The sequence below is a fragment of the Nostoc sp. DedQUE08 genome (assembly GCF_034530895.1).
GTDB lineage: Bacteria > Cyanobacteriota > Cyanobacteriia > Cyanobacteriales > Nostocaceae > Nostoc.
This window is the reverse complement of record NZ_JAVRCD010000008.1, coordinates 185,386-208,724: the sequence shown is the minus strand read 5'-3', so window position 1 is coordinate 208,724 and position 23,339 is coordinate 185,386. Positions and strand designations below refer to the sequence as shown.

The following is a 23,339-nucleotide window of genomic DNA, read 5'->3' as shown; positions in this document are numbered from 1 at the left end:
TTTTCACTCACTTTTCAACATCAGTTAGAATTGCTAAGTAAGTGGGCAAGAATAAATTAAACTATGTTACGTAATGTAAAATTAATTAAATTACCTCGTAGTTAGAGCTTAATTTTTCTTCTAATTTGTAAAGACAGATGTCTCTAGCTGGGGTTGTTTGAACCATAATTTAAAATCTTGAATAGTTTTGCCATGCCAACTTTGCTGCACCTACTATCCCAGCAAAATTGCCTAACTCCGCTGGCAATATCTGTAAACCCTCTCGCGATAAAGGCTGCACTCGCTTCTCAATTTCTGCCTTCACACTTGGTAAGAAAAACTCAAAGCTACCACTGATACCGCCACCAATCACGATCGCTTGTGGTGTGAGTACATAAATCAAACTCGTCAAACCAATTCCCAAATTAGCACCATATTCTTGCCAAAAAGTCAATGCTGCGGCATCTCCTTGTTGGGCAAGAAAACCCAATTCGATGGGTTCCTTGAGAGTGCGGCGGCGAATTGCAGTAGCACAGGCATATTGTTCCAAAGAGCCTCGATTGCCACTATTACAAATTGGCCCATCAGGATTTAATGAAATTAAACCCAATTCCCCGGCGGCTCCTTGATGTCCAATAAATAGTTTGCCATCAAGGATAATTGCGCCACCAACCCCAGTACCTAAAGTTAGCAGAATCAGATTTTGAAAGTGGCGACCGGCTCCCAGCCAAGCTTCTCCCAAAAGAGCGCAATTAGCATCATTAGCGATCGCAGTTGGTTTGCCAGTTTTAGCTTCTAACCAGTCTGCTAAAGGCACATCGATCCATCCAGGTAAGTTAATAGCGATTTTGGCAATGCGTCCGGCGGCATCGGATGGGCCAGGAGTACCAACACCAATCGCAACAGCTTGATTACCTGGATCGATTTGAGCGATCGCATCTACCAGAACCGCCAACACCGCTTCCGGCGTTGTTGGTTGAGGAGATACCACAGTCAAAGATTGCAGACAAGTACCATCATCTGCAAAACGCCCCAGCTTAATTGCTGTTCCCCCAACATCAATGCCAACTACTTGAATTTTGTCATTTGTCATTTGTCATTTGTCATTTGTCATTTGTAATTGGGTATGAGGCATTAGGCATTGGTAATTGGTGAACAGTTATCACCCATTCCCTATTCCCTATCATCGAGTTCAAAATCAACAATTCGTCAGGGTTTTAGGATTTGGCACGAAAATATTCTAAATTTTCTGTCCTATTGGGTGCGACTCGTAAATTAGCAACAGTCATAGTACGAACACTAGATTGCTCTTGCCAAGCTGTAATTGGCGCACCTCTTAAGATACCAGCAAGAGCAACGGAAAGGATAAAGCCGCCAGTAGCGGCAGCAATTAACGTTAGATTATCTTTCATACAAATCTCTGTATTGTTTATTTGTCATTTGTCATTTGTCTAAAATTAATGACCATTGTACAGACGCGATTAATCGCGTCTCTACTGACCAATGACTATTGTCGGATTCTATTTTCTCTCCGTAATCGGGGATTGACAAATTCATTTAACCCCTCACCAAGTAGTGATAACCCTACCACCATAAATGTCATCGTTAAACCAGGGAAAAGTGTAGTCCACCAAATACCAGTAGGTAGAGCTTCTAGGGCTTGTTTTAAATCGTGTCCCCATTCTGCCACTTCTTCGGGAAGTCCTAACCCCAAAAAGCCCAAACCGCCCAACACCAAAATCGCATCAGCGGCGTTGAGCGTGAATAGGACGGGTACGCTTTGAATGACGTTGAAAAACAAATAACGAGAAAGCACAACCCAAGTGGAAGCGCCCATTGCTTGAGCAGCTTCGATGAACACTTCGGTTTTCACGCTAACGGTGTGGTTACGAACAACGCGGTAATATTGGGGGATGTAAGCAATGCTAATAGCGATCGCTGCATTCAATATCCCACGCCCCACCACAAAGGCCAGTGTCACAGACAGCAGTAGTCCCGGTAAGGTGTAGATACTATCCATAATAAATAGCAGCACTTTATCCAATTTACCGCCGAGATAACCACTCAGCATCCCCAAAGGCACACCGATAATCATACTCAGCGCCGTTGCCAAAATCACCACCTGCAAAGCAGCTTGAGCGCCGAACAATGTCCGGGAGAACACATCATAGCCCAGACGGCTAGTACCAAACCAATGTTTAGCTGAGGGTGGCTCGTGAATTGGATTAGAGAGAAAATCTTTGGGGTTTTGCAGCCATCCCCAAGCCTGCAATACGGGAGCGAAAAATGCCAGGAAGATGAAAAATAGGGTAATGGCTAACCCGATGAGCATGAGTTTTTGGGAAAGATTGAGACTTTTGCCAAACTGTAAAAATGTCGGTAGTCGCCGTTTTGTAATGGCCATAAAGCGATCGCCTGGAGCAAAGCTTGATACGCTGACCATTTTACATATTTAGATAGGGGATTGCGTAAACATCTTTAAATAAAAGTCCGACTACTTCACGTGGATACAGATATAGACTGAGTTAGAGGTGAAATTATGCCTGATTTTTGCCAAAGCTTTTAACTACGATTCAGAGTCCTACAATATTCGCGATAATCTTTATCAACGAATCAGTCCTCTTGATGATGCAGCCTTTAATTTTTTTGACACACTTTCAGTATTTTAACTGTGGTCTTGGCTGTTAATACTTAATTAATATGTAGCACAATATTTTTTATTATCTTAGTCATTGTGAAACCTCTTCTACAGACTTACTTAGAACAAGAAATCTGGATACTAGTGAGAGATAAGTGGTATTTCGCCACAATTATCGGAGTTTGGGATGATTTATTGTCCTTTAAACATAGAACTTACAACAAAGATACAGAGGAGGATACTTTCTGGGAAATGGTTGTGAAAATCAGTGAAGTAATTGCTATTGATAAAGTTAGGTCTATTATTAGTAGAAAACCAGAGATGCTTATTTCACGGCTCCTAGAAACCGATCAAAGTACAAGCGATCCTCATCAAGATAATTAATATTAATTAGCTCAATTTAGGAGATAGACTCATTCTTTGCACCTGTATCAAGATGCAAAAAATGAGCAGTAAAGTTGTCAGCTATGACGCAATACAGTTCAGAATGAGCAACAAAACCCTGATGTAGAGACGCGATTTATCGCGTCTTAAAATACCAATTATCTACACCAATAACCTATAATCCAAACGTATTGGGCTATGGCAGGTGTTGGATATTGGGAACTGTCCAATACGTACTATCTCAAAGATTACTTTCAATCAACTGGCGATATTCGCTCTTTTGCTTCACGCCTTTGACTTCCTTCACCAGTTCCTTATTTTTGAACAATTGAACCGTTGGCGTTCCTGTCACACCAGCATTTTCAGCAATATCTCGGTCTTTGTCGATGTCAATTTCCACAAAGTGAATCTTGCTATCAAATTCATCCACCACTTTATTTAAAATTGGCTTCAGGGTATGACAAGGGCCACAACCAGGAGAAACGTATTTAACCAGGAGTAAGCGATCGCTTTCATGGAACAATTTCCGTAAAGCATAGCCTCCTTCATGGCGTGTCCCATCCAAATTAAATCCAGCTTCTTCCTCAGCTTCAGTCTTTTCGGCTGGCTGATGTTCTAATTCATTATCTTTTGTTTCTGGCTGTTGATGGAATTCTTGAATCAAGCCACTGGATGACAACCAGCGTTCTGCCAACATCGCCGCCATACAACCAGTACCCGCAGCCGTAATTGCTTGGCGAAACTCATGATCTTGTACGTCGCCAGCAGCAAAAACGCCTTCTACACTGGTTTCTACAGAACCAGGCTTAGTGACAACGTAACCTACTTCATCCAGTTCTAATTGTCCTTTAAATAGAGAGGTATTGGGACTGTGACCAACGGCGTAAAATAAACCCTTAGCGTGCAGTTGGCTCTCTTCACCAGTTTTAGTATTGCGGACTTTCACCCCTTCCATATGACCATTACCGAAGATATCCACGGCTTCTGTGTTCCAATGCACTTGGATTTTCGGGTTGTTCAAAACGCGGTCTTGCATGGCTTTAGAAGCCCGCATTTTATCGGTGCGTACCAACATATTTACCTTAGAACCGTATTTAGTGAGGTAAATTGACTCTTCTGCCGCCGAGTCGCCAGCACCAATCACAGCCAATTCTGCGCCGTGGAAAATTGGTGTTGCACCATCGCAAATTGCACAAGCGGAAATACCCCGACTCCAAAATTCGTGTTCGTTGGGTAAACCCAAACGCTTTGCTGTTGCACCCGTAGCAATAACGATGCTGTTGGTTTTAATTTCCCTTTCTTGCGATCGCACTGTAAATGGACGCTGACTCAAGTCAACTGAGATAACATCTTCAGTATATAGTTCAGCCCCCCAGCGCTCTGCCTGCGCCTTCATCTGATCCATCAGTTCTGGCCCAGTAATTCCTTTAGGAAATCCCGGAAAATTCTCAACTTCCGTCGTTGTCATTAGTTGCCCACCAGGTAAACCCCCAGCTTGGAAACCCTCAAATACAACGGGTTTCAGGTTAGCGCGTCCAGCATAGATGGCGGCTGTGTACCCTGCTGGCCCAGAACCGATAATTACCAAGTTTTCTACAGTTGTGTTAGTCATGAAAATATACGAACTCATAACGACTACGCTTAATATAGCATAATAAACTGTGATTGGCTACGTCAGATGGGAAGCGATCGCAAGTTAGAAAAATCGGGAATACAGAGACAGCGCTTATATGTTGCCGCTTGATGTGCGAGGAGTATTTATGATAGCTATAAGAGTATTTGCTGTCGTGTTATGTCTTTTACTATTACAGACTTAGAGCAGCTACAAACCGAGCATCCAGAATGGCAGATGGAGCTGGTAGAGGGGAAAATCATAGTTATGGGGCCATCAGATTACGAGTCAGAAGAAATTGGCGCTCGTCTAATTACCTTTTTGAATAACTGGGTAATGTCGCGCAAGCTAGGACGTATAACTGGTTCTAGCGCAGGATTTATTCTACCGAATATAGAAGAGGACGACTCGGAAAAAAGAAACTTGCGTGCCCCTGATGTGTCTTTTGTTAAAGCTGAACGATTGAAGAAGACCAAGCGCGACTTTGTAGAGTTGGTTCCAGACTTGATGGTTGAGATTAAATCTAAAAGTGACAGAATCAAACCACTTGAAGAGAAGATTCAGCTATTCTTGCAACTTGGGTCTACAGTCGGTATATTGATTGACCCTGACAAATTGACAGTAACGGTTTATCGAATAAATCAAGATCCAGTGGTGATGCACAATGGCGACATCCTCACACTACCAGACTTGCTGCCAGGTTGGGAACTGGCAATATCAGAACTGTGGCCACCTGAGTTTGAATAAGATACTCTCACAATCGAAGTTGAGAATCTCACCCTTGGTCAACAGCAGAGATTTAGTGATGTTTGTGTCATTTCGGATGCAAGGATTCTGGATCGTGTAATTGTATCTCCTCAAACTTTTTTTCTGGAGGTGATAGGAAAGCGATCGCAGTTGGGTAAGTTACATCTAGAACACCCAAGCACTTCCTACCCCAGGAAAACACTTATGAAAACCGAATTAAAAGCTAAGTTTCTCCAACACATCCTCAACAAAAAGAATGAAAATGAGGGTTTTACACTTATTGAATTACTAGTAGTAATTATCATCATCGGTATTTTGTCTGCGATCGCTCTGCCTTCTTTCTTAAACCAAGCTAACAAAGCCAAGCAGTCAGAAGCTAAAACCTACGTAGGTTCCATGAACCGCGCTCAACAGGCTTTCTACCTAGAACAAAACACATTTGCACAGGCTGGTGAAATTGGGAAATTAGGTCTTGGTATTGCAACAAAAACATCAAATTACCAGTACACAATTGACGGCAGGCCTAGTCAAGTAACTAACCAAGGAGGAGTAATACTTGCGACTGCACCTCTTAAAACTTATATTGGTGCTGTGGGTGTAGCAACGCAAGCTGCTACCAGTGAAGCTACTACTATAGCTATTGTATGTGAAGCTGATAAAGCTAGAGTTAATGGTGGTTCAGATATAGTTACACTCGCAGCAACCGACTTTCCCAGTGGAACACCGACTTGCCCCACTGGCTTTACCAGTTTATCTAAGTAGATATGTGAGTTAGTAGATCAAAATTACTCACCGACAACACTTGATATAGAACTTTAATTGTCATCACGACTTTTATTCAGCTAAATTACGCATTTTCTGAAGTGGGTAGATTCTTCTATCCACTCTATTTCAATTTTGTGATTTATTCACAATTGGATTGCCTATACCTTTTTCTATAAGAATCAAAATGATTACTGATATATATAATTGGCAAGTTCAGGCTAAAGAATACTTCATTCAAGAGAACTATTTGCAAGCAGCCAAATTATACGAGCAAGCAATAGCGATAGAACCAAATACTATCTCCTATTATTGGGATTTAGGACTATTAATGCTACTACAAGGGCAAGAAGCGGAAGCTCAAATGACTTGGATGCTGCCAATGACAGAGGCAGATGAAGAACAGTTACCTATTTGGACAAATCAACTATTTCAAATTTTGCAAATAGAAGCTGAAAGGCGTGAAACACTGGCAGAATATTCTCTAGCTTGGTTAATTCGCCAGCATATGCGGGAAATTAATCCTAGTTATATAAATAATTTGCTTCAAATCCTTATACTTTCTCTCAAGTTAGAAAAAATTGAAGAAATTGATGATTTGAATAAATGGGGATTAATTGAGAGCTTAAAAGCAAAAGAAGATATAGAAATTGATATCGAACTATTGATACAAGTTTTAAAAGAGTTTTTAACTATTATACCCTTAAATCCAGTCAATCTAAATTTGATAGAAGCTAGTCTTCCTTATTTTCCTGATACTCATCAATGCTTCTCTATATTGCTTCCCGCTGCTATGCGAATTGGTCATACTTTGCGGCAGCCTATGCTAGCAGCATCTATTCTTAGCTTGCATTTACGATTGGAACCAGATAATGTAGAAATTTTGCGGCATTTAGCAACTTTTTATCAAGATGCTCGTAATTATTCTCAAGGGATAGAGATAGCTAGATTGTGTTATTCCTTATCAGAAGGTTTGGCTGACAAAATTTTTGCACTTCATTTGCTGTTAAGAGGTCTAATGTCAGCAGGGGGGTATTGGCAAGAGATATGTACAACTTCTCAAGAATTAGAAACTGTGTTTCAACAGTTTATTAAAGCTGAACGAATTCCTTTAGAAGAAGGAAGAATATTACGGTTGCTTACGCCATCTTTTGCGATACCTCACATTAAAGATGCTCCTGCAGATTTCCGAGCTATTCATAATCAGGTAGCTGAAGTTTTTAACTTTTATATTAAAGCTCTTGCCCAATCAGAAGGAAAAATTTATTGTCATAACAATACCAATAACAAAAAATTATACGGAGCTACAAAAAAATTAAAAATTGGTTATGTATCTTACGCTTTAAGGAATCATTCTGTTGGTTGGCTAGCTCGCTGGTTATTTCAGCATCATGATCGAGATAAATTTGATATTCATACTTACTTTGTTAACTACACATTAGTAAATGACTATCTCCAAGAGTGGTATCTAGGTCAGGCAGGAAAACCTCGTCAATTAGGTATGAATGGTCTAGAGATTGCTGACCAGATATATCAAGACGAAATTGATATTTTAATTGACCTTGATAGCATCACTCTCGATATTACCAGTGAAGTGATGGCACTCAAGCCAGCCCCAATTCAAGTAACTTGGCTGGGATGGGATGCATCAGGTATACCTGCAATTGATTACTTTATCGCAGATCCTTATGTACTGCCAGATGATGCACAAAATTACTATACAGAGAAAATCTGGCGATTACCTCAAACTTACATAGCAGTAGATGGTTTTGAAGTTGGTGTACCAACTCTCCGCCGCGATGACTTGGATATTCCTATGGATGCTGTTGTCTATCTCAGCGCCCAAAGAGGATATAAACGCCATCCAGAAACGACAAAGTGGCAAATGCAAATTATTAAACAAGTAGCTAACAGCTACTTTCTGATTAAGGGACTTGCTGAAGAGGAAACAATTAAACGCTTCTTTTACCAAATTGCCGAAGAAGAAGGTGTAGATTGTTCTCGGTTACGATTTTTACCACAAGTTCATTTAGAGTCGGTTCATCGTGCTAATTTAGGCATTGCTGATATTGTATTAGATACATTTCCCTACAACGGAGCGACAACAACCTTAGAAATATTGTGGATGGGTATCCCTTTAGTGACAAGAGTTGGTGAACAATTTGCAGCGCGTAATAGCTATACCATGATGATGAATGCAGGTATCACAGAAGGTATTGCCTGGACTAATGAAGAGTATATAGAGTGGGGTGTGCGTTTGGGCAATGATGCAGCCTTAAGAGAGCAAATCTCTTGGAAACTTCGCCAATCAAGACAAATAGCACCCTTGTGGAATGGTAAACAATTCACTCGTGAGATGGAAAAAGCTTACGAACAGATGTGGCAAAGGTACATAGAAGCAAAATGACCTTAATAGCAATCCTAATTTAGTTTGTGAGACAAGTAAAACCAAATAACCCTGACTTGTTAAAGAAGTCAGGGTTATTATGTCTCAGGAATGATTTAGCCTGCTTTAGTTAAATAGATGTAATTTCACAATTTGATGTAATAAAACTATCCAAATCATAGGATAAAAGGTTTTCTACTTTGATCTGTGTCAGTGCTTGTTGATTTTCATGTTCCAAAACAATTCGAGCTTTCAAACGCGGAAGCAAAGCTTGGCACTGAATATCATTCCAATTCTCTACCAACGAAATTTCTAGTTTATCAGGAACATCTATATCATCATTTATCAAAATACTTATGAGCACACTGGATAGAAAAATTTCCGCATCTTCCAGAGAAATATTAGTAATAGCAATTAAGAGAGTGGTGTTTTGGCTAGCCGGATAACTAGTAAGAGCTTTAATTACTCGTTCTAAGTCAAAACCTATTAAGTCTTCTGATTGATGCCAATCTGGGAAAATAATTAAATTAATATCCCTTAAGCTAAAAGTTTCGTTTAGGCTATCTGCAAGATAGTCAATAAAAAGTTTTTGAAATAAGTTTCCTATTTTAGCTGAAAAAGAGCGACTATCCAAAAACCTGGGATTACCCAGCATTTTCTCTTTAATTGTGGCGCTTTTTTGTTTACATAATTCTCGGCTGTTTCCTAAAGCAACAGCTACTTCAATATAAGCCTCCTCATTGTTGGTAATTAAATCAAATATCTCAAGTTCTCGCAAAAGTGACGCTCCTTTGCGAGAACGAGAAGGTTCTGCTTCCATTACCACGGTTGGTAAGCCCACTTCCAAAGGATCAATGAGTGAAGTCATACCGGAGTAAGGATAAGAATCTAAGTATATATCAGCAATTTTCAAACGTTCTTTAACATCAGCACGATTCGGTGCTGCCTCAAGAATAATCAACCTATCTTCGCTAAGACCATATTTAGCAAAAGTAGTAACTATACGCTTACGGAAAGCAATAGAAGGATAAGAAGATGACCAGTTTGGATTAAATGGATAAAGTAATAGTACAGAATTAGTTACGTTAGCAATTATCTTTGTCCAAGTTTCTTCTTGCTCTGGAATTATCTTGTAGTAATTAGCACCTGAAACATAAACTACAGCAGTTGTAGCAATACCTAAACTGTTTCTGCTAATAGAAGTTGTAGCAAGTATTTTCTCTTCTGTTGCAAAATCGAAACATTGAGGAGGACTATCTAATGTAATTAACTTTTCTGTATAATGTTGTTGAGGATTATCTTCAATTTCAGAAAGTTTACTTGAAAGGTAATAATCTGTATGACGCATTCCTGTTGTTACTGGCGAATTTGCGTCAACTATCTGTATTCGTGCTAGCCGATGTAAAGCAATTAAAGTAATTGCATGTGTAACTGCGGTCACATTAGTAGAAATGAACAAGATATCCAGTTCCGCATCCCGAATGCTTTGCACTTGGTTAGGCAGATCATTTGGTAGCCGAACGAAAGTATCTGCATGACCAGCACAATATCGTTCTAAGCGATGATTACTAGTTTGTAAGGTAAAAATAATAATCTCAAATGAATCTCTATTTAAATTCTTGTACAGTGACAAGCTAGCAAAAGTTTCTGTTTGTGGGCTAAAATGACTTGCAAGTATTCCAAGGCGAATTTTCTGCCGTTCTGGGGAGCGTTCTGGGAAATTATAGTCGATTTGAAAATCAGATTTTTTTAAATAGAATTCTATAATATTAGCGCGTTTTTCGTATATATCCTTTAAATTAAATTTATTAAAATACAATGGAATAAAGTTAGCCTCAATTGTAAACTTATGTCCTACGCTCTGCCAGAACTTAGAATCTGGATTATTAAGAGTATTATTATGTATGTAATCTACAATAATACTTAGATATTCATAATAAATATTTGCTTCTCCTATATCCTGGAAATAAAGAGGAGGTTGTAAGAGAAATTGAAAGTAGTCATTAAGTAGCCAATTAGGAATAAGAGTCAGGTTGTAAGTTAAAGGTAATTGGTAAGGGCGGCAGTACAGCATTACTGCTAGCAAATATTGAATAGCTTTTGGTTGATCAAATCCTTTAGCAAGATGATCTAATATTTCAACCACAAAGTTTTGTTCAGTAATAGTGAATGGTTCATTTTTAATGCCACTATTTAATAGTGCTTGATAAGCTTTACCTAATTTGTTAGAGTATAATCTTTCAAGTAAATTTACTTCTATTGTTAACAAAAATTCGGACAGATGGTTTCTAAAATCAAGCAACTCTTGCAATACAGATATATCTGGATGCTGTATTTTAGATTTTTCAAAGCTAAGTACCCTATCAATAAAATCATTTTTTTCGGTCAATTCCTCAACATATCTTTGAGTAGAATTATCGTCAGATAGATTAATGTATATTTGCTGTTGATAATATTGTTTTAAGTTATCTTTAAGTTCTAAATACTTGATTGGTTCACAATTTTGCTTACATGAATATTTCGCTTCTAATGCTCGTTGGTACTGCCCAATCAATATGGTTTCCTGGCATTTAGGAAATATATATTTACTTATTAAGTTTTCACCAAATCCTATAACCAATTCAGAAGCTCCCAAGTATCCCAATGTTATAGAAGCTGAAGACATAGGGGCAATTACCTTTTTTATTGGAAGAAAAGGAATAAATAACTCAATAGGAACTTGGGTAAATTCTGAAACAACAAAGGCTCTGCGTTCCAATTCGCACAGCTTGTTTGTCAGTAATTCCGACTGGTTGTATATTTGCCTGGGATGTCCTTTGACAACTATAGCTTCATCTTCCTGAGTATATGGTAAGACGCAAGACAAATAACATTCTATTTCATCTTGGTAACTCTTAATAAATCCTGCCTCTGTATCATATGATGTTAGGACAAAGGTGATGGAACTACCAAGTTGTTCTACAATTAACGCACAGTAATTGCTAAGTCCTTGGATCTGTTTAGCACTGTCGTATATAACAGACTTAAAAAAATCACCTCCAACAACCTTAATGGGACATTGTTCAAAAGCATGGTCTGCATCCACAGGTACTAACACAGGATATGCCTCATCTATTTGAATAAACTTACCCGATGGATTAATAGGTGGACTGCCATAAAAATTACTCCATAAAGTACTACTAAAATCTAACCAGCCTAATTCTCCGTAACATATTTTACGAGCGCTAGGGTAAGCGTATAAAAATACTTCGTTGATAAATTGCCAATTGCGGAGTACGAATATAACATCAACAGATTGAAGATTGATAACTCTTTTTAATAATTCTGATGCTGATACAAAATCTAAAAAATTATCTTGGCATAAATAATCAAAACCATGTAAAATTATTTTTGATTTAAAATTCCAAATTTTAGATATTTGTAAGCAAACTTCTGTAAGTTTTGGGTCGGCTCTATATCCACCTAATATTAATATATCTTCACAGTCTTTATATTCTCCAGTTGCTTCGAGATAACGAAGGACAGAAAGAGAATATAACATTTGATTGGGACCTTGAACTATAACTAATCTAACTGTTGACATATCTAATAATACCAAATGTATAAAAAACAAATTTTTTTGAAGCCGTATTTATTAGGAGATACAAAGCAACTAAATTATGGCTTTACATAACTGTGCTACTCGATAATCTGCATTGCATTGCTGTTCAAAGAACTGCTTGTCTATTTCCCTATGTTCGGTAAAATACAAAAACTCTTGCAGCTTTTCTGGGGTGTTTAAGGGAAGTGTAAATCCCCATTTCTTGGTTATTAACGTGTCATTCACACCCATAACCAAGCTACCTGTTGGTATCCCCATCAAGGCTGCTTCAATTAGAATAATGGAAGTAATTCCCAAAACAATATCCTGTTGTTGCAGTGTGTCTAGTATATTAGGGCTTTCGTCAATCGCAAATGGGAAGCTTGATTTTGCTAGCAAATCAAGTGAACTAGGACACTTACCTTGGCGGGGATGAAACCGGATGAGCAATTTTTTTAAATGTTTATAGTCAGTTAATACCTTAATTAAGATACGGAGCATCTCAATTTCATTGGCATTTTGTTGAGAAGCAAAGAAAATATTTTCTGGAAGTTTGAAAATACTTTTTTTGGATTTTTGCCTAGCAATTAGCCAAGCAAAATAGGGCTGTCCCACAATGCGTATTCGCTTCTCTGGTATTCCATCTGCAAGCATTCCTGCGGCACATACTTCATCTATAGCTGTGATGATATCGGGAAAAGTTGGTTCCGTATTAGGATTGTTGAACGCTTGAAAACGCTGCCGATAATTTGCCCAATAATCTATGACCGCAATACTAGGAATATGCTTTTGCCTCGCCCATAAAATAGCATCACGTTCAAACTCATTATATTGAGATGTTCCTGTTAGCAGAATATCTCCTGTTAATCTGCTAAAAAGAGTTTGGTGTTCCTCAGAAATTGGCGTGCAAGCAACTTCAAGGCGTTGAAATTGACGGATGGCCGGGCCTTTGGCATACGCTTCAACCTGTGTACCCGCTACCCGCAAGGCTGCAACTGTTGCGGCGACAGCATTTGCACCACCTGGGTCGTGAGCGATCGCAATAATCTTCATTCATCTTGCCCTTGGCTTAACTCTTCGGCATGAGCGAGGACTTTAGCCACGGAAGCTATGAAACCATCAACTAAGTCAATACCCCCAGGTATTTGCATAAGAGTTGTAGATAAAAGCGTCTCGCTATATGTCTTTTCAGCTATGGGACAGACACCTGTAGGATGACTGACAATTGTCTTGCCTTCTTGTTGCAGCCTTTGGAAAAGAGGTAGTCTGTATAAGGGACGCACGTAACGCCCCGTCACAGGACATCCTTCTGCTTGAAGTGCTTCCACAAATCTGTCCCGCGACAATCCAGCTTGTTGTGGATCGATCCAGATGGGATATGTATAGTAAACATGGCGATCGCCAGAGTCAACTTTAGTCGTCCGCAATGCTTTAAACTCAGACAACCCTTGGTCTAAAGCTTCAGCAATTTTCAGCCGTGGCTGTGTCAATTCTTCTAAACGTTGGAGTTGAACCTGAGCGATCGCTGCCTGAAGTTCAGTTAAACGGTAATTGTAACCAACAATATCAGTATCTTCATACCAATTTTCCGCTTCAATTGCATTCTCCCCGTGATTGCGTACTAGTGCCACTCGCCGGGCCAAGCGATCGTCATTAGTGGCTACGATTCCCCCTTCACCACACTGGATCGTTTTGTGACAATTGAGGCTGAAAACCCCCAAATGCCCAATTGTTCCCAACCAACGCCCCTGATGCTGGCCCCCTGGTGCTTGAGCATTGTCCTCAATTAGAATCAAACCGTGTCGATCTGCTAACTTACGTAAGCGCAACAGTTTGGCTGGACCCCCAAACAAATTGACTGCGATAATTGCTTTTGTACGCGGTCCAATAGCAGCTTCAACAGCTTCTGGATCGATGCAGCAAGTGGCCTCCTCTTGATCGACAAAAACAGGAGTACCATTTGCCATAACCACTGCTGTTGCTGTTGCTGACATGGTTTGTGGCGGCACAATTACCTCATCGCCAAACTTCACACCTGCTGCAATCACAGCGGCATGTAAACCACTAGTAGCAGAGTTAACACTCAAAGCGTGACGAACATTAAAGTAGTTAGCCCATTGTTCTTCTAAGGTGCGAACTTGTTTGCCACCCATAAAGTACAGCCCAGCAGCACCGATATAGTCAGATAAAATACCGCTTTTCAATACTTGAATCGCGGCCTCAGTTTCCTGGAAATTAGTACTGATATACCTTGGGAATGGCTCTGGAAAAACTTTGGAACCTCCAAGCAAAGCCGGTTTTTCTCTAGTAATAACCATCAAATTACCTACTTAATTAGAAATTTGTTGTTTCTTGCCATTTCAACAACTTGTAAAGCAAGTACACCATCAACGCCAGAACAGGTTGGTTGTCCGCCAATTTGTGCTAATTGCACAGCTTCGGTGACAGCCCCCAAAATGTGGCCTTTTAAGCCAGCTTCACAGATGATCTTTGCTTGACTTAACTCTTGAAAGCTTGACCATTGGCTGGGTTGAACTGTCTGCCAAGTGACTTGCTGTCCCCCGGCGCTATACCGCAGCATACCGCTGGTTCCCCAGAGTTCGCCTTCGCCGATTGAACACCCAGTTCCACGTACTGCAATCAAATATGCAGTTAATCCGCTGTTCCAGGATAGTGCAATTGACTCGCCAGCGTCATCTTGAGCAACAGATAATTTTTCCAGACGATATGTACAAGCAACCGATCCGAATAAAGCCAATAACATATCGATCCAATGGGTTCCATTGTGCAATAAACCACCGTTGTAGCGTAAGCAAGCACCAATTGGGGTTCCTAAGCCATCATCTTGGTTCGTTAGATTTTTCAAGGCTTGCAGCATTGGTGTCCAACGACGCGAATAGTTAGTTATCAAAATACAGCCCTGTGCAGAGCAAGCAGCTAGCATCATTTCTGCTTCTGCTGCATTAATTGCAAGGGGTTTTTCGCACAGGATGACACGCGATCGCCAAGCGAGTGCAGCAATAACTCCCTGAGCGTGTAGGTGAGTAGGACTACATACTGATACTACGTCGAGGTGAAGTCCATGTGGTACATCTTTCAGACTGGAGTATACCTGTGCTTCGGAAAAACGTTGCTGAAAATTTCTACAAGCCTCTGGATCTGGATCTACTCCTAATACAACTGTTACGTTAGGGATTTGGGCATACCCTTCGGAATGGCTGAGTGGATCGCCTTGTGGGGAAATACCAAAGCGATGCCCAATTTTTCCCAAACCAATAATACCGACACACACTTTCATGAGTTTAATCTCTCTTAGGAGTCAATCCATCCTTGTTGTTGGGCATAGTGAAGAATGTCTACTGTAGTAAATTGGGGATTCTGAGGATAAAGTGCTTCAAAAATGGCTTTGATGCGATCGTAGTCTTCTTGATAGTCAAGGGTAATACGGAAAAAAGGATTACTTAAACCTGGAGGAGCAATCATATCCAAGCGACGATATAGCTCTGGATGTCGTCGGATGTACCAACCAACATGTTCACGAAAGGGTTTGCTGGAGGCAAAATCAACTGTTTGAGCTAGTGTTTTCCAAGACAGCACCATGAGATCCAGCCCATGAGGATATGAACGTACTTCACAATTAGCAACGTAATCCACATGGGGGTAAGCTGCAAAAAAGGCACAAATGTGCTGGTCAATCACATAAGGGTCAATTAGCGGGCAATCTCCGGTTAAAAGGACACTAACTTCTGCTTGATAGTGTCGCCCAGTTTCCACAACTCGTTCTAATACATTTTCTTCTGAACCACGAAAGTAAGGAATATTGTTTTCACTGCATAAGGATGCGATCGCTTCGTCCTTTTCATTAGTGGTTGTGGCAACTACTACTTCGTCTATATAACGAGCGCGACGGATACGCTCAATCATTAACAACAGCATTGGTTTACCCACTGCTTCCTTGAGGACTTTACCAGGAAGGCGTGAAGAACCCATCCGAGCTTCTATTGTGGCAATGACACGATTCACAGTTTTAGTTACTTCTCCAGTCAAATTTTATATTTATTTATATAGATACAAATCTCTATTAAAATCTGTAACAAAATAAGGCTTAATCTCTGGATTAAAACTGAGTTTGTAATCTCCTCTATTTGGAGAATTAACTCCTACAAAATCAATTTCTTGCAAGTTGCGTTTAAAACACTCTTCAATTAAATCGAGTAGTAACAATGTTGAGCCACCACTTTCTCTGTATTCAGAATTATTCCCAGCAAACATATAATAACCACGCTTACGATCAAAGAGGAATAAAATTGCAGAAATAGGAATTGTATCCAAATAGCATACTTTCAGTATTCCAAATCCTTTGGCTAAAGATTTCTCTGTTATTGCTTTAAGTAAGTAAGATTCTTTTTCTATATGTTCTATTCCTTGTCTAGCCCAAACTTCTCTGTGTAGTTTGTCTAAAATATGAATATTGTCAGACACTTGAATAGATAATTTATTCTTGATAGCTTTCCGCATTTCCTGACGCCTGACAGCGCGGATGCAACTGAGATAAAAGTCAAAGCTATCAAATTTTGTTAATTTTAATATCCCCGTATATCTGAGTTTAACTTCAAACTTTCCTTTTTCAGGTGTATGGTAGTTATACCATTGAAATGGTCGTATATCTTGTAATTGCCATGAATGGGCTAGGGAAATTTTATCAAATTTCTCTATAAGTTTTTCTACGAACCAAGTGACAATAAAAAATTCTTCACAATTGCGTTTGTGATTTGTTTTAGCAAAATTGTCTGCTAGTAACAGTCCTTGATAAGGTGTGAAAGGGAAAGGAGCAGGTAATGGCTTGCAATCTTCAGAAAATAAGATAACAGTACCTGCAACTATTTTGTGTCTAAAATAAACTGTAATAATTTGAAAAGGAACTCCTAATGAATTGAGAAATTCAGTTTTGGCAAAAACAGTTCCTTGAGGAGAATCTTCAACAAAATCATCCCAAATATTTGCTATTTCCTGCCAATTAATTACAAATTCTTTAATATTCATTTACTTGTAAACATAAATACAAACATCACAATGATAGTAATGATGAATTATTGTGGCTTTTCTCGATAGCTGCTGAATACAGAAACTTAAAACTGTCTCTGGTTCATAATAAGCCATCGTTTCTTGTCGAAAATTCACATAAGAGGAAATAAAATTAAATGCTAGACCTTTCTCACATAAAGAGAATGCTTTTTTGATTAAAGTTTGTAGAAAAATATTACCGTTAGGTGTAAAATTATTGAAAACAGCAGAGACTAAAACATAATCATAGGTTTCTTCTAAACTTTCTTGAGTTATATCTAAACACTCGAATTTCATATCTGGAAATTTTTTACGTGCAATTTGAATAGCTTCAGGTACAATATCTATGCCTGTATATTGGCAAATAATATTGTGTTCTTGCAAATATTCTGCAAAATAACCGATACTACATCCTATATCTAAAATTCGACATCCATTAAGGTCTCCAATTTTCATAAGTTCTAAATATCTAACAAGAGATTCATCTATAGAACCCCACTGTCCAGAACCAGGTGAGTCACCTTTTGTCCTTACAAGATTCTGATAGTGTTTTCGTAATATCTGCACACTTGTGCTAACTTCACTCATTGACGATTCATCCTTAACTTTTTAATGTTAAACATAAACATATATATAGATAATAACTAAAATTAGCACTATTCTATCTATTAGTGAGCTTTCTATTCCTCACTTGCTAATACTAGTTTCCAGGTAAAAGGCGTACCTTTTTTGATATTTTGATTAACTGCTTTACCGATAACAATGTCGAAAAAGCTGGGCGGTAATCCTAAACCTGGACGTACTGCTTTTAGGTTTTCTGGAGTGAGAATCTCTCCGGCTTTCATATCTTTGGCAACGTAGAGCGATCGCCGATAAAGCAATGATTCTTTTTCAGCCTCAGTGGCTCCATATTTTATACTGCCCAAAGCTTGCCAAGCTATTTGCGATTCTATTACTAATTGCTGCATCTCTGCTGGTTCCATTGAAAAGGCTGAATCGACTCCACCATCAGCGCGACACAGAGTAAAGTGCTTCTCAATTAATGTAGCTCCTAAAGCAACACTAGCAACAGCAACTCCAATACCCATTGTGTGATCGGATAACCCTACCTGCACATTAAACAACTCACGCATTTGAGGAATAGTTAACAGGTTAGTATTTTCTGGTGTGGCAGGATAGCTACTAGTACATTTGAGTAATATTAAATCTTGACATCCAGCTTCTTGTGCTGTCCGAACAGTTTCATCCAACTCAGAAATTGTTGCCATACCAGTAGAAATAATCATCGGTTTACCTGTGCTGGCAACTTTGCGAATTAGAGGTAAATCGGTATTTTCAAAAGAGGCGATTTTGTAGCAAGGTACATTTAAAGATACGAGAAAATCTACAGAGGTAGCATCAAAAGGAGTGCTAAACCCAATTATTCCTAGTTCCTCGCAACGCTCAAAAATAGGTTTGTGCCATTCCCAAGGTGTGTAAGCCTGCTGATATAGCTGATACAGAGATTTCCCATGCCATAGACTATTAGGGGAATTAATGTAAAAATCACCCTCATTTATGTCTAAGGTCATTGTATCAGCAGTATAAGTCTGAACTTTAATTGCATGTACCCCGGCTTTAGCAGCTGCTTCAACGATATCTAAAGCTCTTTCTAAAGATTGGTTATGATTGCCGGAAATTTCAGCAACTACGAAGGGGAGATGACTAGCACCGATTATTCTATCTGCAATGTTAATTTCTCGCATTTACTCTCTCAATTAATCAAATTTACACTTGTCTATGATTAGAAGGATTGCTTGATTTCCTTGCAGTGTAGTTATTCCCATACTCTTAAAACCCGCTTTGGAAAATGCCTTAACAGATGCATGATTACTTGGTTTTATGTAGGCATTAATTCTAGTAATATTGTAATCAGAAAATATTTGTTTACAAGCTAATTTAATTAAGCTACTGCCATAACCCTGATTACGAAACGTTGGGTCAATACTCATGGAAACAGTAGCTTCATAATTTTCTATGTCATATCGAATCTGTCCAATAGGTACATTATTATTGTTAATGGCAATGTAAAAGATACAATTAGGGTTAATCAATTTAGATTTAAACCATTGAACATGATTTTCCCAAAGTATAGACTTTGAAGAAAAAGAAAGCGCACGTACTTCTGGAGCGTTTGACCATTCCCATAACAGCCGACAATCATCTTGCTGCACCGAGCGCAATTGAAAAAAGTTATCTTTTAAATAGCACAAAACTCGACTGCTTCCTTGACCATCCACTAATTCTTGGCTACATCTAGTCATTTTTTCCCGCCTTTCAGCAGTTATCAGTAATTGCGTTACTGCCGCTGCTATTTCAACAGCAGAAACATTCTCATGCCATCCCAAATTGACAACTACTCCCATTGCCTCTAGTTTTTCGGCAATCGCCCGTTGGTTATCTGCCAAAATTACCATTACACTAGGCAAACCCATAAAAGCCAGTTCCCAACAAGTGCTACCACCAGGGGTCACTGCCACATCAGCCCAAGACATAAGATCGGACATATCCGTTACATTCCTTTTCAGGTGAATAGTAAACCTGGACTCCTGACTAGCCGATCGCAGCTGCTCATAATGCGGATTACTTCCTCCAACTACAACAACTGCTTCTAGCCCTTCTATTTCTACTTGTTGTAATCCTTGAATCACCTTGAGAGTTACATTATCTGGATCTGCACCGCCTAGTGTAACTAGTAACTTCTTAGCTATCAGAGGGAGCGATCGCTGCCATCCCCGCCACTGCCAAAATTCCCGCCGCAAAAGGCTATAACTTGTACCAAGTAACAGTTTGGTATATGGCTGTCTATTCCTGTATAATCCCTCACAAGCATGAATATTTTGATTTAAAACAATGTCCGCGTGGTACTGTTTTGCGTGTCCATAATCATCAATGAATAAAAGTTTTAGCTCAGATTCCTTGATGATTTCTTGATACTTAGCACCAAAGTGGTAGCCATCTACCACAACCCAATTAGCATCAAAATGGCGTGCCATTTTCGCTATTTCTTCTGCATCTTCAGCACTTCCAATCTCAATCGGCAGGTAGATAACTTCCATTCTTTCTGCCTTTAACCGAGTTATTAAATCTGGTACTTCCGTCGCCATCACAAAAATTACTTGACCACCTGCATCTTGCCAAGCCTGGGCTAAAGCTAGACAACGCATTACATGACCTGTACCTATTTGTGTTGATGCATCTACCCGGATAAATAGCTTCATTTTTGATAAATTAATAGTTATACAGCATATTTCTTTTGTTCTACGTGTGCGTTAATTCGTGACCAATCAGGATACTTTCTGAGTAAATCCAAACAATCCTCAAGAGTAAATTTTGGAATTTCAGGATAAAGTGCTTCAATAATTCTTTTGATCAGTTCAAAATCATCTGCTGTATCAACTGTCCAACGATGTGAACTTTCATTTTCTGAATAAACTACCTGAGCTAATCGATAACGTTCAGGGTGCATATAAATAAATGGAGTAACATGCTCTCGGTCAGATTGTGCTGTTGCTTCTACAAACGCCTGATGTAATGCTAAAAATGAAAAAACTTCAGTATCCATTCCTCGTGGATAACTTCTCTCTAAAGAGTTAGAAACATAATCATATTCATATTTATAATTAATATAAAATTGAATTACCTTGTCAATCACTTGTGGATCAATTAGCGGACAATCAGAAGTAACGCGAACTACTACATCTGCTTGATGTTCTTTGGCTGCTCCATAGTATCTGGCTAATACGTCTTCTTCAGAGCCTCGAAAATACGGTATTGAAAGGCGATCGCAAAGTTCAATGATTGACAAATCTGCACTATTGGTTGTAGTAGCAATCATAATTTCATCAGCCAGCTTTACTCGCTTTAGTCTCTCAATCTGGTATTCTAATAAAGGCTTATCCAATACCTTTTTGAGTACTTTTCTGGGAAGCCGAGTTGAAGTCATTCTTGTCTGAACAATAATTACAGTTTTCATATCAGCCTCTCTTTTAACGAAGCTACTACCCTATCTTGACTCTCTTCATCTAGTCCATAAAATATTGGAATACTAATAGCTTCTTTGTAATACTTTTCTACTTGTGGAAAGTGTCCTAATTTAAAACCGAATTTTTGGTAATAAGGCTGTATATGAACTGGAATATAGTGCAAACTCACACCAATTCCTGCACCGCGAAGTTCTTCAAATACCTGCCGATGAGTTTTATTAATCTTATCCAGTTTGAGCCGAATCACATAAAGATGCCAGCTAGAATAAGTATCTGGATGTTGCCACGGCAGCATTAATGGTAAATCTTGCAGTAGTTGATTATAGCGGTTAGCTAAAAACCAGCGACGTTCTACAAATTCATCTAGTCTTTGCATCTGACTAGCGCCTAATGCTGCTTGAATATCTGTTATCCGATAGTTGAAACCTAATTCAAGTTGCTGATAATACCAAGATCCATGAGATTCTCCTTGCATGAAATCTGGATTGCGAGTTATGCCATGACTTCTTAATCTAATTAATCTTTGATACAATTCCTCCTGATTTGTTAGCACCATACCGCCTTCGCCAGTCGTGATAATCTTGACTGGATGAAAGCTAAAAACTGTCATATCAGAAAATTGACAAGAACCAACAGATTGTCTCTGATAGGTTCCCCCGATTGCATGAGAAGCATCTTCAATAATTTTGAAACCATATTGCTGCGATAAAGCGGCAATTTTCTCCATTTCACAAGATTGCCCTGCAAAATGCACAGGTATTAATACTTTTGGCAGGCACCCTTGATCTTCTGCCTCAGCTAACTTACTTTCTAATTCATCTACGCTTAAATTATAGGTATTTGAATCAATATCAATAAAATCTACTTTGGCATTACAATAAAGTCCACAATTAGCTGAGGCAACAAAGGTATTTGGTGATGTCCAAAGAACGTCTCCTTGCCCTAAATCAGCTGCAAGACAAGCAATATGTAATGCAGCTGTGGCACTGGAAACCGCTACAGCATATTTTGCCCCACAATAGTTAGCAACCGCTTGTTCAAACCTCTCTATCACTGGGCCTTGAGTAATCCAGTTTGAGTGCAAAACTTCAATTACAGCATCAATATCTTCTTGATTAATATCTTGCCGCCCATAGGGAATGTAGTCACTCATTGCTTCAACATATCCAATAATTGGAAACCTTTTAGCCATTCTGTATTTATCTCTGAGCTATACTCAAACCCTTCTGCCACAGGGACTCCTTTTTCACCTAAAGCATTGCAGGTGTAATCAATAGAATAGGCATATTCAATAGTTGGTCTAATTACATAATGATCCGCAAACTCCAAGGCTAAATGTGAAGCTTCAGAACAAAACATAGCTTCATGTAGTTTCTCTCCTGGTCTAATACCAACAATTTTAATTGGAACTCCTGGTGCGAGTGTTTCAGCTAAATCAGTAATTTTCATTGAAGGAATCTTGGGGACAAATATTTCTCCACCGTGCATTCTTTCAAAGCTATTAAAAACTAAACCTACAGCATGTTGTAGGGTAATCCAAAAGCGGGTCATACGTGGATCTGTAATGGGAATTTCGGCGGATTTTTCCTGAATCAGTTTTTGAAAGAAGGGTACAACTGAGCCTCTTGAACCAACAACATTACCGTAGCGAACTACAGCAAAGCGAGTTTTCATTGACCCAACAATGTTATTAGCTGCAACAAAAAGTTTATCCGCAGCTAGCTTGGTTGCGCCATAGAGATTAATTGGATTAACTGCCTTATCTGTTGATAGAGCAATTACTTTTTCTACTTCTTGCTCAATGGCAACATCAATGACATTATTTGCACCGTGAATATTAGTTTTAATACATTCCATTGGGTTGTATTCAGCAGCAGGAATATGCTTGAGTGCCGCAGCATGAATAACATAATCTACACCTCTCATTGCCATATGCAAACGATCGCGATCGCGCACATCTCCAATAAAATAGCGCATCACAGGTGCGTTAAACTCCTGAGCCATCTCATACTGCTTCAGTTCATCCCGTGAATAAACTATGACTTTCTGAGGCTGATATCGGCTGAGAACCGTTTTCACAAATTGTTTGCCGAAGGAGCCTGTACCACCAGTGATTAAAATCGATTTGCCATTAAACATCTTGTATTTATTTGTAATCTTAA

20 protein-coding genes are annotated in these 23,339 nt (G+C 39.1%); 4 read left to right on the top strand and 16 right to left on the bottom strand.

What is annotated here, in order from left to right:
- Window positions 1–169 precede the first annotated feature (169 nt).
- The 3 genes from RMY64_RS08180 to RMY64_RS08170 form a co-directional block, all read right to left on the bottom strand.
- A complete protein-coding gene (locus tag RMY64_RS08180; RefSeq protein ID WP_322670425.1) occupies window positions 170–1,072 on the bottom strand; it encodes an ROK family protein in 903 nt (300 codons plus the stop codon).
- Window positions 1,073–1,196: 124 nt separating this feature from the next.
- The gene (locus RMY64_RS08175) at window positions 1,197–1,391 is read right to left on the bottom strand and encodes a hypothetical protein (RefSeq protein WP_322670426.1); all 195 of its coding nucleotides are present in this window, start codon (window positions 1,389–1,391) and stop codon (window positions 1,197–1,199) included.
- 95 nt (window positions 1,392–1,486) lie between these two features.
- The gene (locus RMY64_RS08170) at window positions 1,487–2,383 is read right to left on the bottom strand and encodes an ABC transporter permease (protein ID WP_292726601.1); all 897 of its coding nucleotides are present in this window, start codon (window positions 2,381–2,383) and stop codon (window positions 1,487–1,489) included.
- A gap of 330 nt (window positions 2,384–2,713) precedes the next feature.
- On the opposite strand from RMY64_RS08170, the gene RMY64_RS08165 reads away from it, so the two are divergent.
- Window positions 2,714–3,001: a hypothetical protein gene (locus RMY64_RS08165; protein ID WP_322670427.1), complete on the top strand. Its 288-nt coding sequence runs from the start codon at window positions 2,714–2,716 to the stop codon at window positions 2,999–3,001.
- A gap of 241 nt (window positions 3,002–3,242) precedes the next feature.
- Here the strand turns inward: RMY64_RS08165 and trxB are convergent, their stop codons facing one another.
- Window positions 3,243–4,613, bottom strand: coding sequence for a thioredoxin-disulfide reductase (trxB, locus tag RMY64_RS08160; protein ID WP_322670428.1), 1,371 nt, complete (start codon window positions 4,611–4,613; stop codon window positions 3,243–3,245).
- Window positions 4,614–4,793: 180 nt separating this feature from the next.
- Between trxB and RMY64_RS08155 the strand changes: the two genes are divergently transcribed.
- From RMY64_RS08155 to RMY64_RS08145, 3 genes are all read left to right on the top strand, one after another.
- Window positions 4,794–5,360: a Uma2 family endonuclease gene (locus RMY64_RS08155; protein ID WP_322670429.1), complete on the top strand. Its 567-nt coding sequence runs from the start codon at window positions 4,794–4,796 to the stop codon at window positions 5,358–5,360.
- Between the two features lie 204 nt (window positions 5,361–5,564).
- A complete protein-coding gene (locus tag RMY64_RS08150; RefSeq protein ID WP_322670430.1) occupies window positions 5,565–6,122 on the top strand; it encodes a type IV pilin-like G/H family protein in 558 nt (185 codons plus the stop codon).
- Between the two features lie 187 nt (window positions 6,123–6,309).
- Window positions 6,310–8,529 (top strand): tetratricopeptide repeat protein, encoded by a 2,220-nt coding sequence (locus RMY64_RS08145; RefSeq protein WP_322699786.1) that lies wholly within the window; start codon window positions 6,310–6,312, stop codon window positions 8,527–8,529.
- A 109-nt stretch (window positions 8,530–8,638) separates the two neighbouring features.
- Here the strand turns inward: RMY64_RS08145 and RMY64_RS08140 are convergent, their stop codons facing one another.
- From RMY64_RS08140 to pseB, 12 genes are all read right to left on the bottom strand, one after another.
- Window positions 8,639–12,091 (bottom strand): hypothetical protein, encoded by a 3,453-nt coding sequence (locus RMY64_RS08140; protein ID WP_322670432.1) that lies wholly within the window; start codon window positions 12,089–12,091, stop codon window positions 8,639–8,641.
- A 69-nt stretch (window positions 12,092–12,160) separates the two neighbouring features.
- The gene (locus RMY64_RS08135) at window positions 12,161–13,141 is read right to left on the bottom strand and encodes a hypothetical protein (protein ID WP_322670433.1); all 981 of its coding nucleotides are present in this window, start codon (window positions 13,139–13,141) and stop codon (window positions 12,161–12,163) included.
- The gene (locus tag RMY64_RS08130) at window positions 13,138–14,406 is read right to left on the bottom strand and encodes a DegT/DnrJ/EryC1/StrS family aminotransferase (protein ID WP_322670434.1); all 1,269 of its coding nucleotides are present in this window, start codon (window positions 14,404–14,406) and stop codon (window positions 13,138–13,140) included. The genes RMY64_RS08135 and RMY64_RS08130 overlap by 4 nt, the downstream gene beginning before the upstream one ends.
- Window positions 14,407–14,414: 8 nt before the next feature.
- Window positions 14,415–15,386 carry a Gfo/Idh/MocA family oxidoreductase gene (locus RMY64_RS08125; protein ID WP_322670435.1) on the bottom strand — a complete coding sequence of 324 codons (972 nt, stop codon included), beginning with the start codon at window positions 15,384–15,386 and terminating at the stop codon, window positions 14,415–14,417.
- A gap of 14 nt (window positions 15,387–15,400) precedes the next feature.
- Window positions 15,401–16,111, bottom strand: a complete 711-nt coding sequence (locus RMY64_RS08120; RefSeq protein ID WP_322670436.1) for a glycosyltransferase family protein — start codon at window positions 16,109–16,111, stop codon at window positions 15,401–15,403.
- A gap of 33 nt (window positions 16,112–16,144) precedes the next feature.
- Complete coding sequence (locus RMY64_RS08115; RefSeq protein WP_322670437.1) at window positions 16,145–17,131, bottom strand: GNAT family N-acetyltransferase; 987 nt, start codon at window positions 17,129–17,131, stop codon at window positions 16,145–16,147.
- On the bottom strand, window positions 17,132–17,740 hold the full coding sequence (locus RMY64_RS08110) for a class I SAM-dependent methyltransferase (protein ID WP_322670438.1): 609 nt from the start codon (window positions 17,738–17,740) through the stop codon (window positions 17,132–17,134).
- 92 nt (window positions 17,741–17,832) lie between these two features.
- Window positions 17,833–18,897: a pseudaminic acid synthase gene (pseI, locus tag RMY64_RS08105; RefSeq protein ID WP_322670439.1), complete on the bottom strand. Its 1,065-nt coding sequence runs from the start codon at window positions 18,895–18,897 to the stop codon at window positions 17,833–17,835.
- Between the two features lie 12 nt (window positions 18,898–18,909).
- Window positions 18,910–20,412 (bottom strand): UDP-2,4-diacetamido-2,4,6-trideoxy-beta-L-altropyranose hydrolase, encoded by a 1,503-nt coding sequence (pseG, locus tag RMY64_RS08100; protein WP_322670440.1) that lies wholly within the window; start codon window positions 20,410–20,412, stop codon window positions 18,910–18,912.
- 17 nt (window positions 20,413–20,429) lie between these two features.
- Window positions 20,430–21,167 (bottom strand): glycosyltransferase family protein, encoded by a 738-nt coding sequence (locus RMY64_RS08095; RefSeq protein WP_322670441.1) that lies wholly within the window; start codon window positions 21,165–21,167, stop codon window positions 20,430–20,432.
- Window positions 21,164–22,369: a UDP-4-amino-4,6-dideoxy-N-acetyl-beta-L-altrosamine transaminase gene (pseC, locus tag RMY64_RS08090; protein WP_322670442.1), complete on the bottom strand. Its 1,206-nt coding sequence runs from the start codon at window positions 22,367–22,369 to the stop codon at window positions 21,164–21,166. The genes RMY64_RS08095 and pseC overlap by 4 nt, the downstream gene beginning before the upstream one ends.
- A complete protein-coding gene (gene pseB, locus RMY64_RS08085) occupies window positions 22,327–23,316 on the bottom strand; it encodes a UDP-N-acetylglucosamine 4,6-dehydratase (inverting) (RefSeq protein WP_322670443.1) in 990 nt (329 codons plus the stop codon). The genes pseC and pseB overlap by 43 nt, the downstream gene beginning before the upstream one ends.
- Window positions 23,317–23,339: the final 23 nt, after the last annotated feature.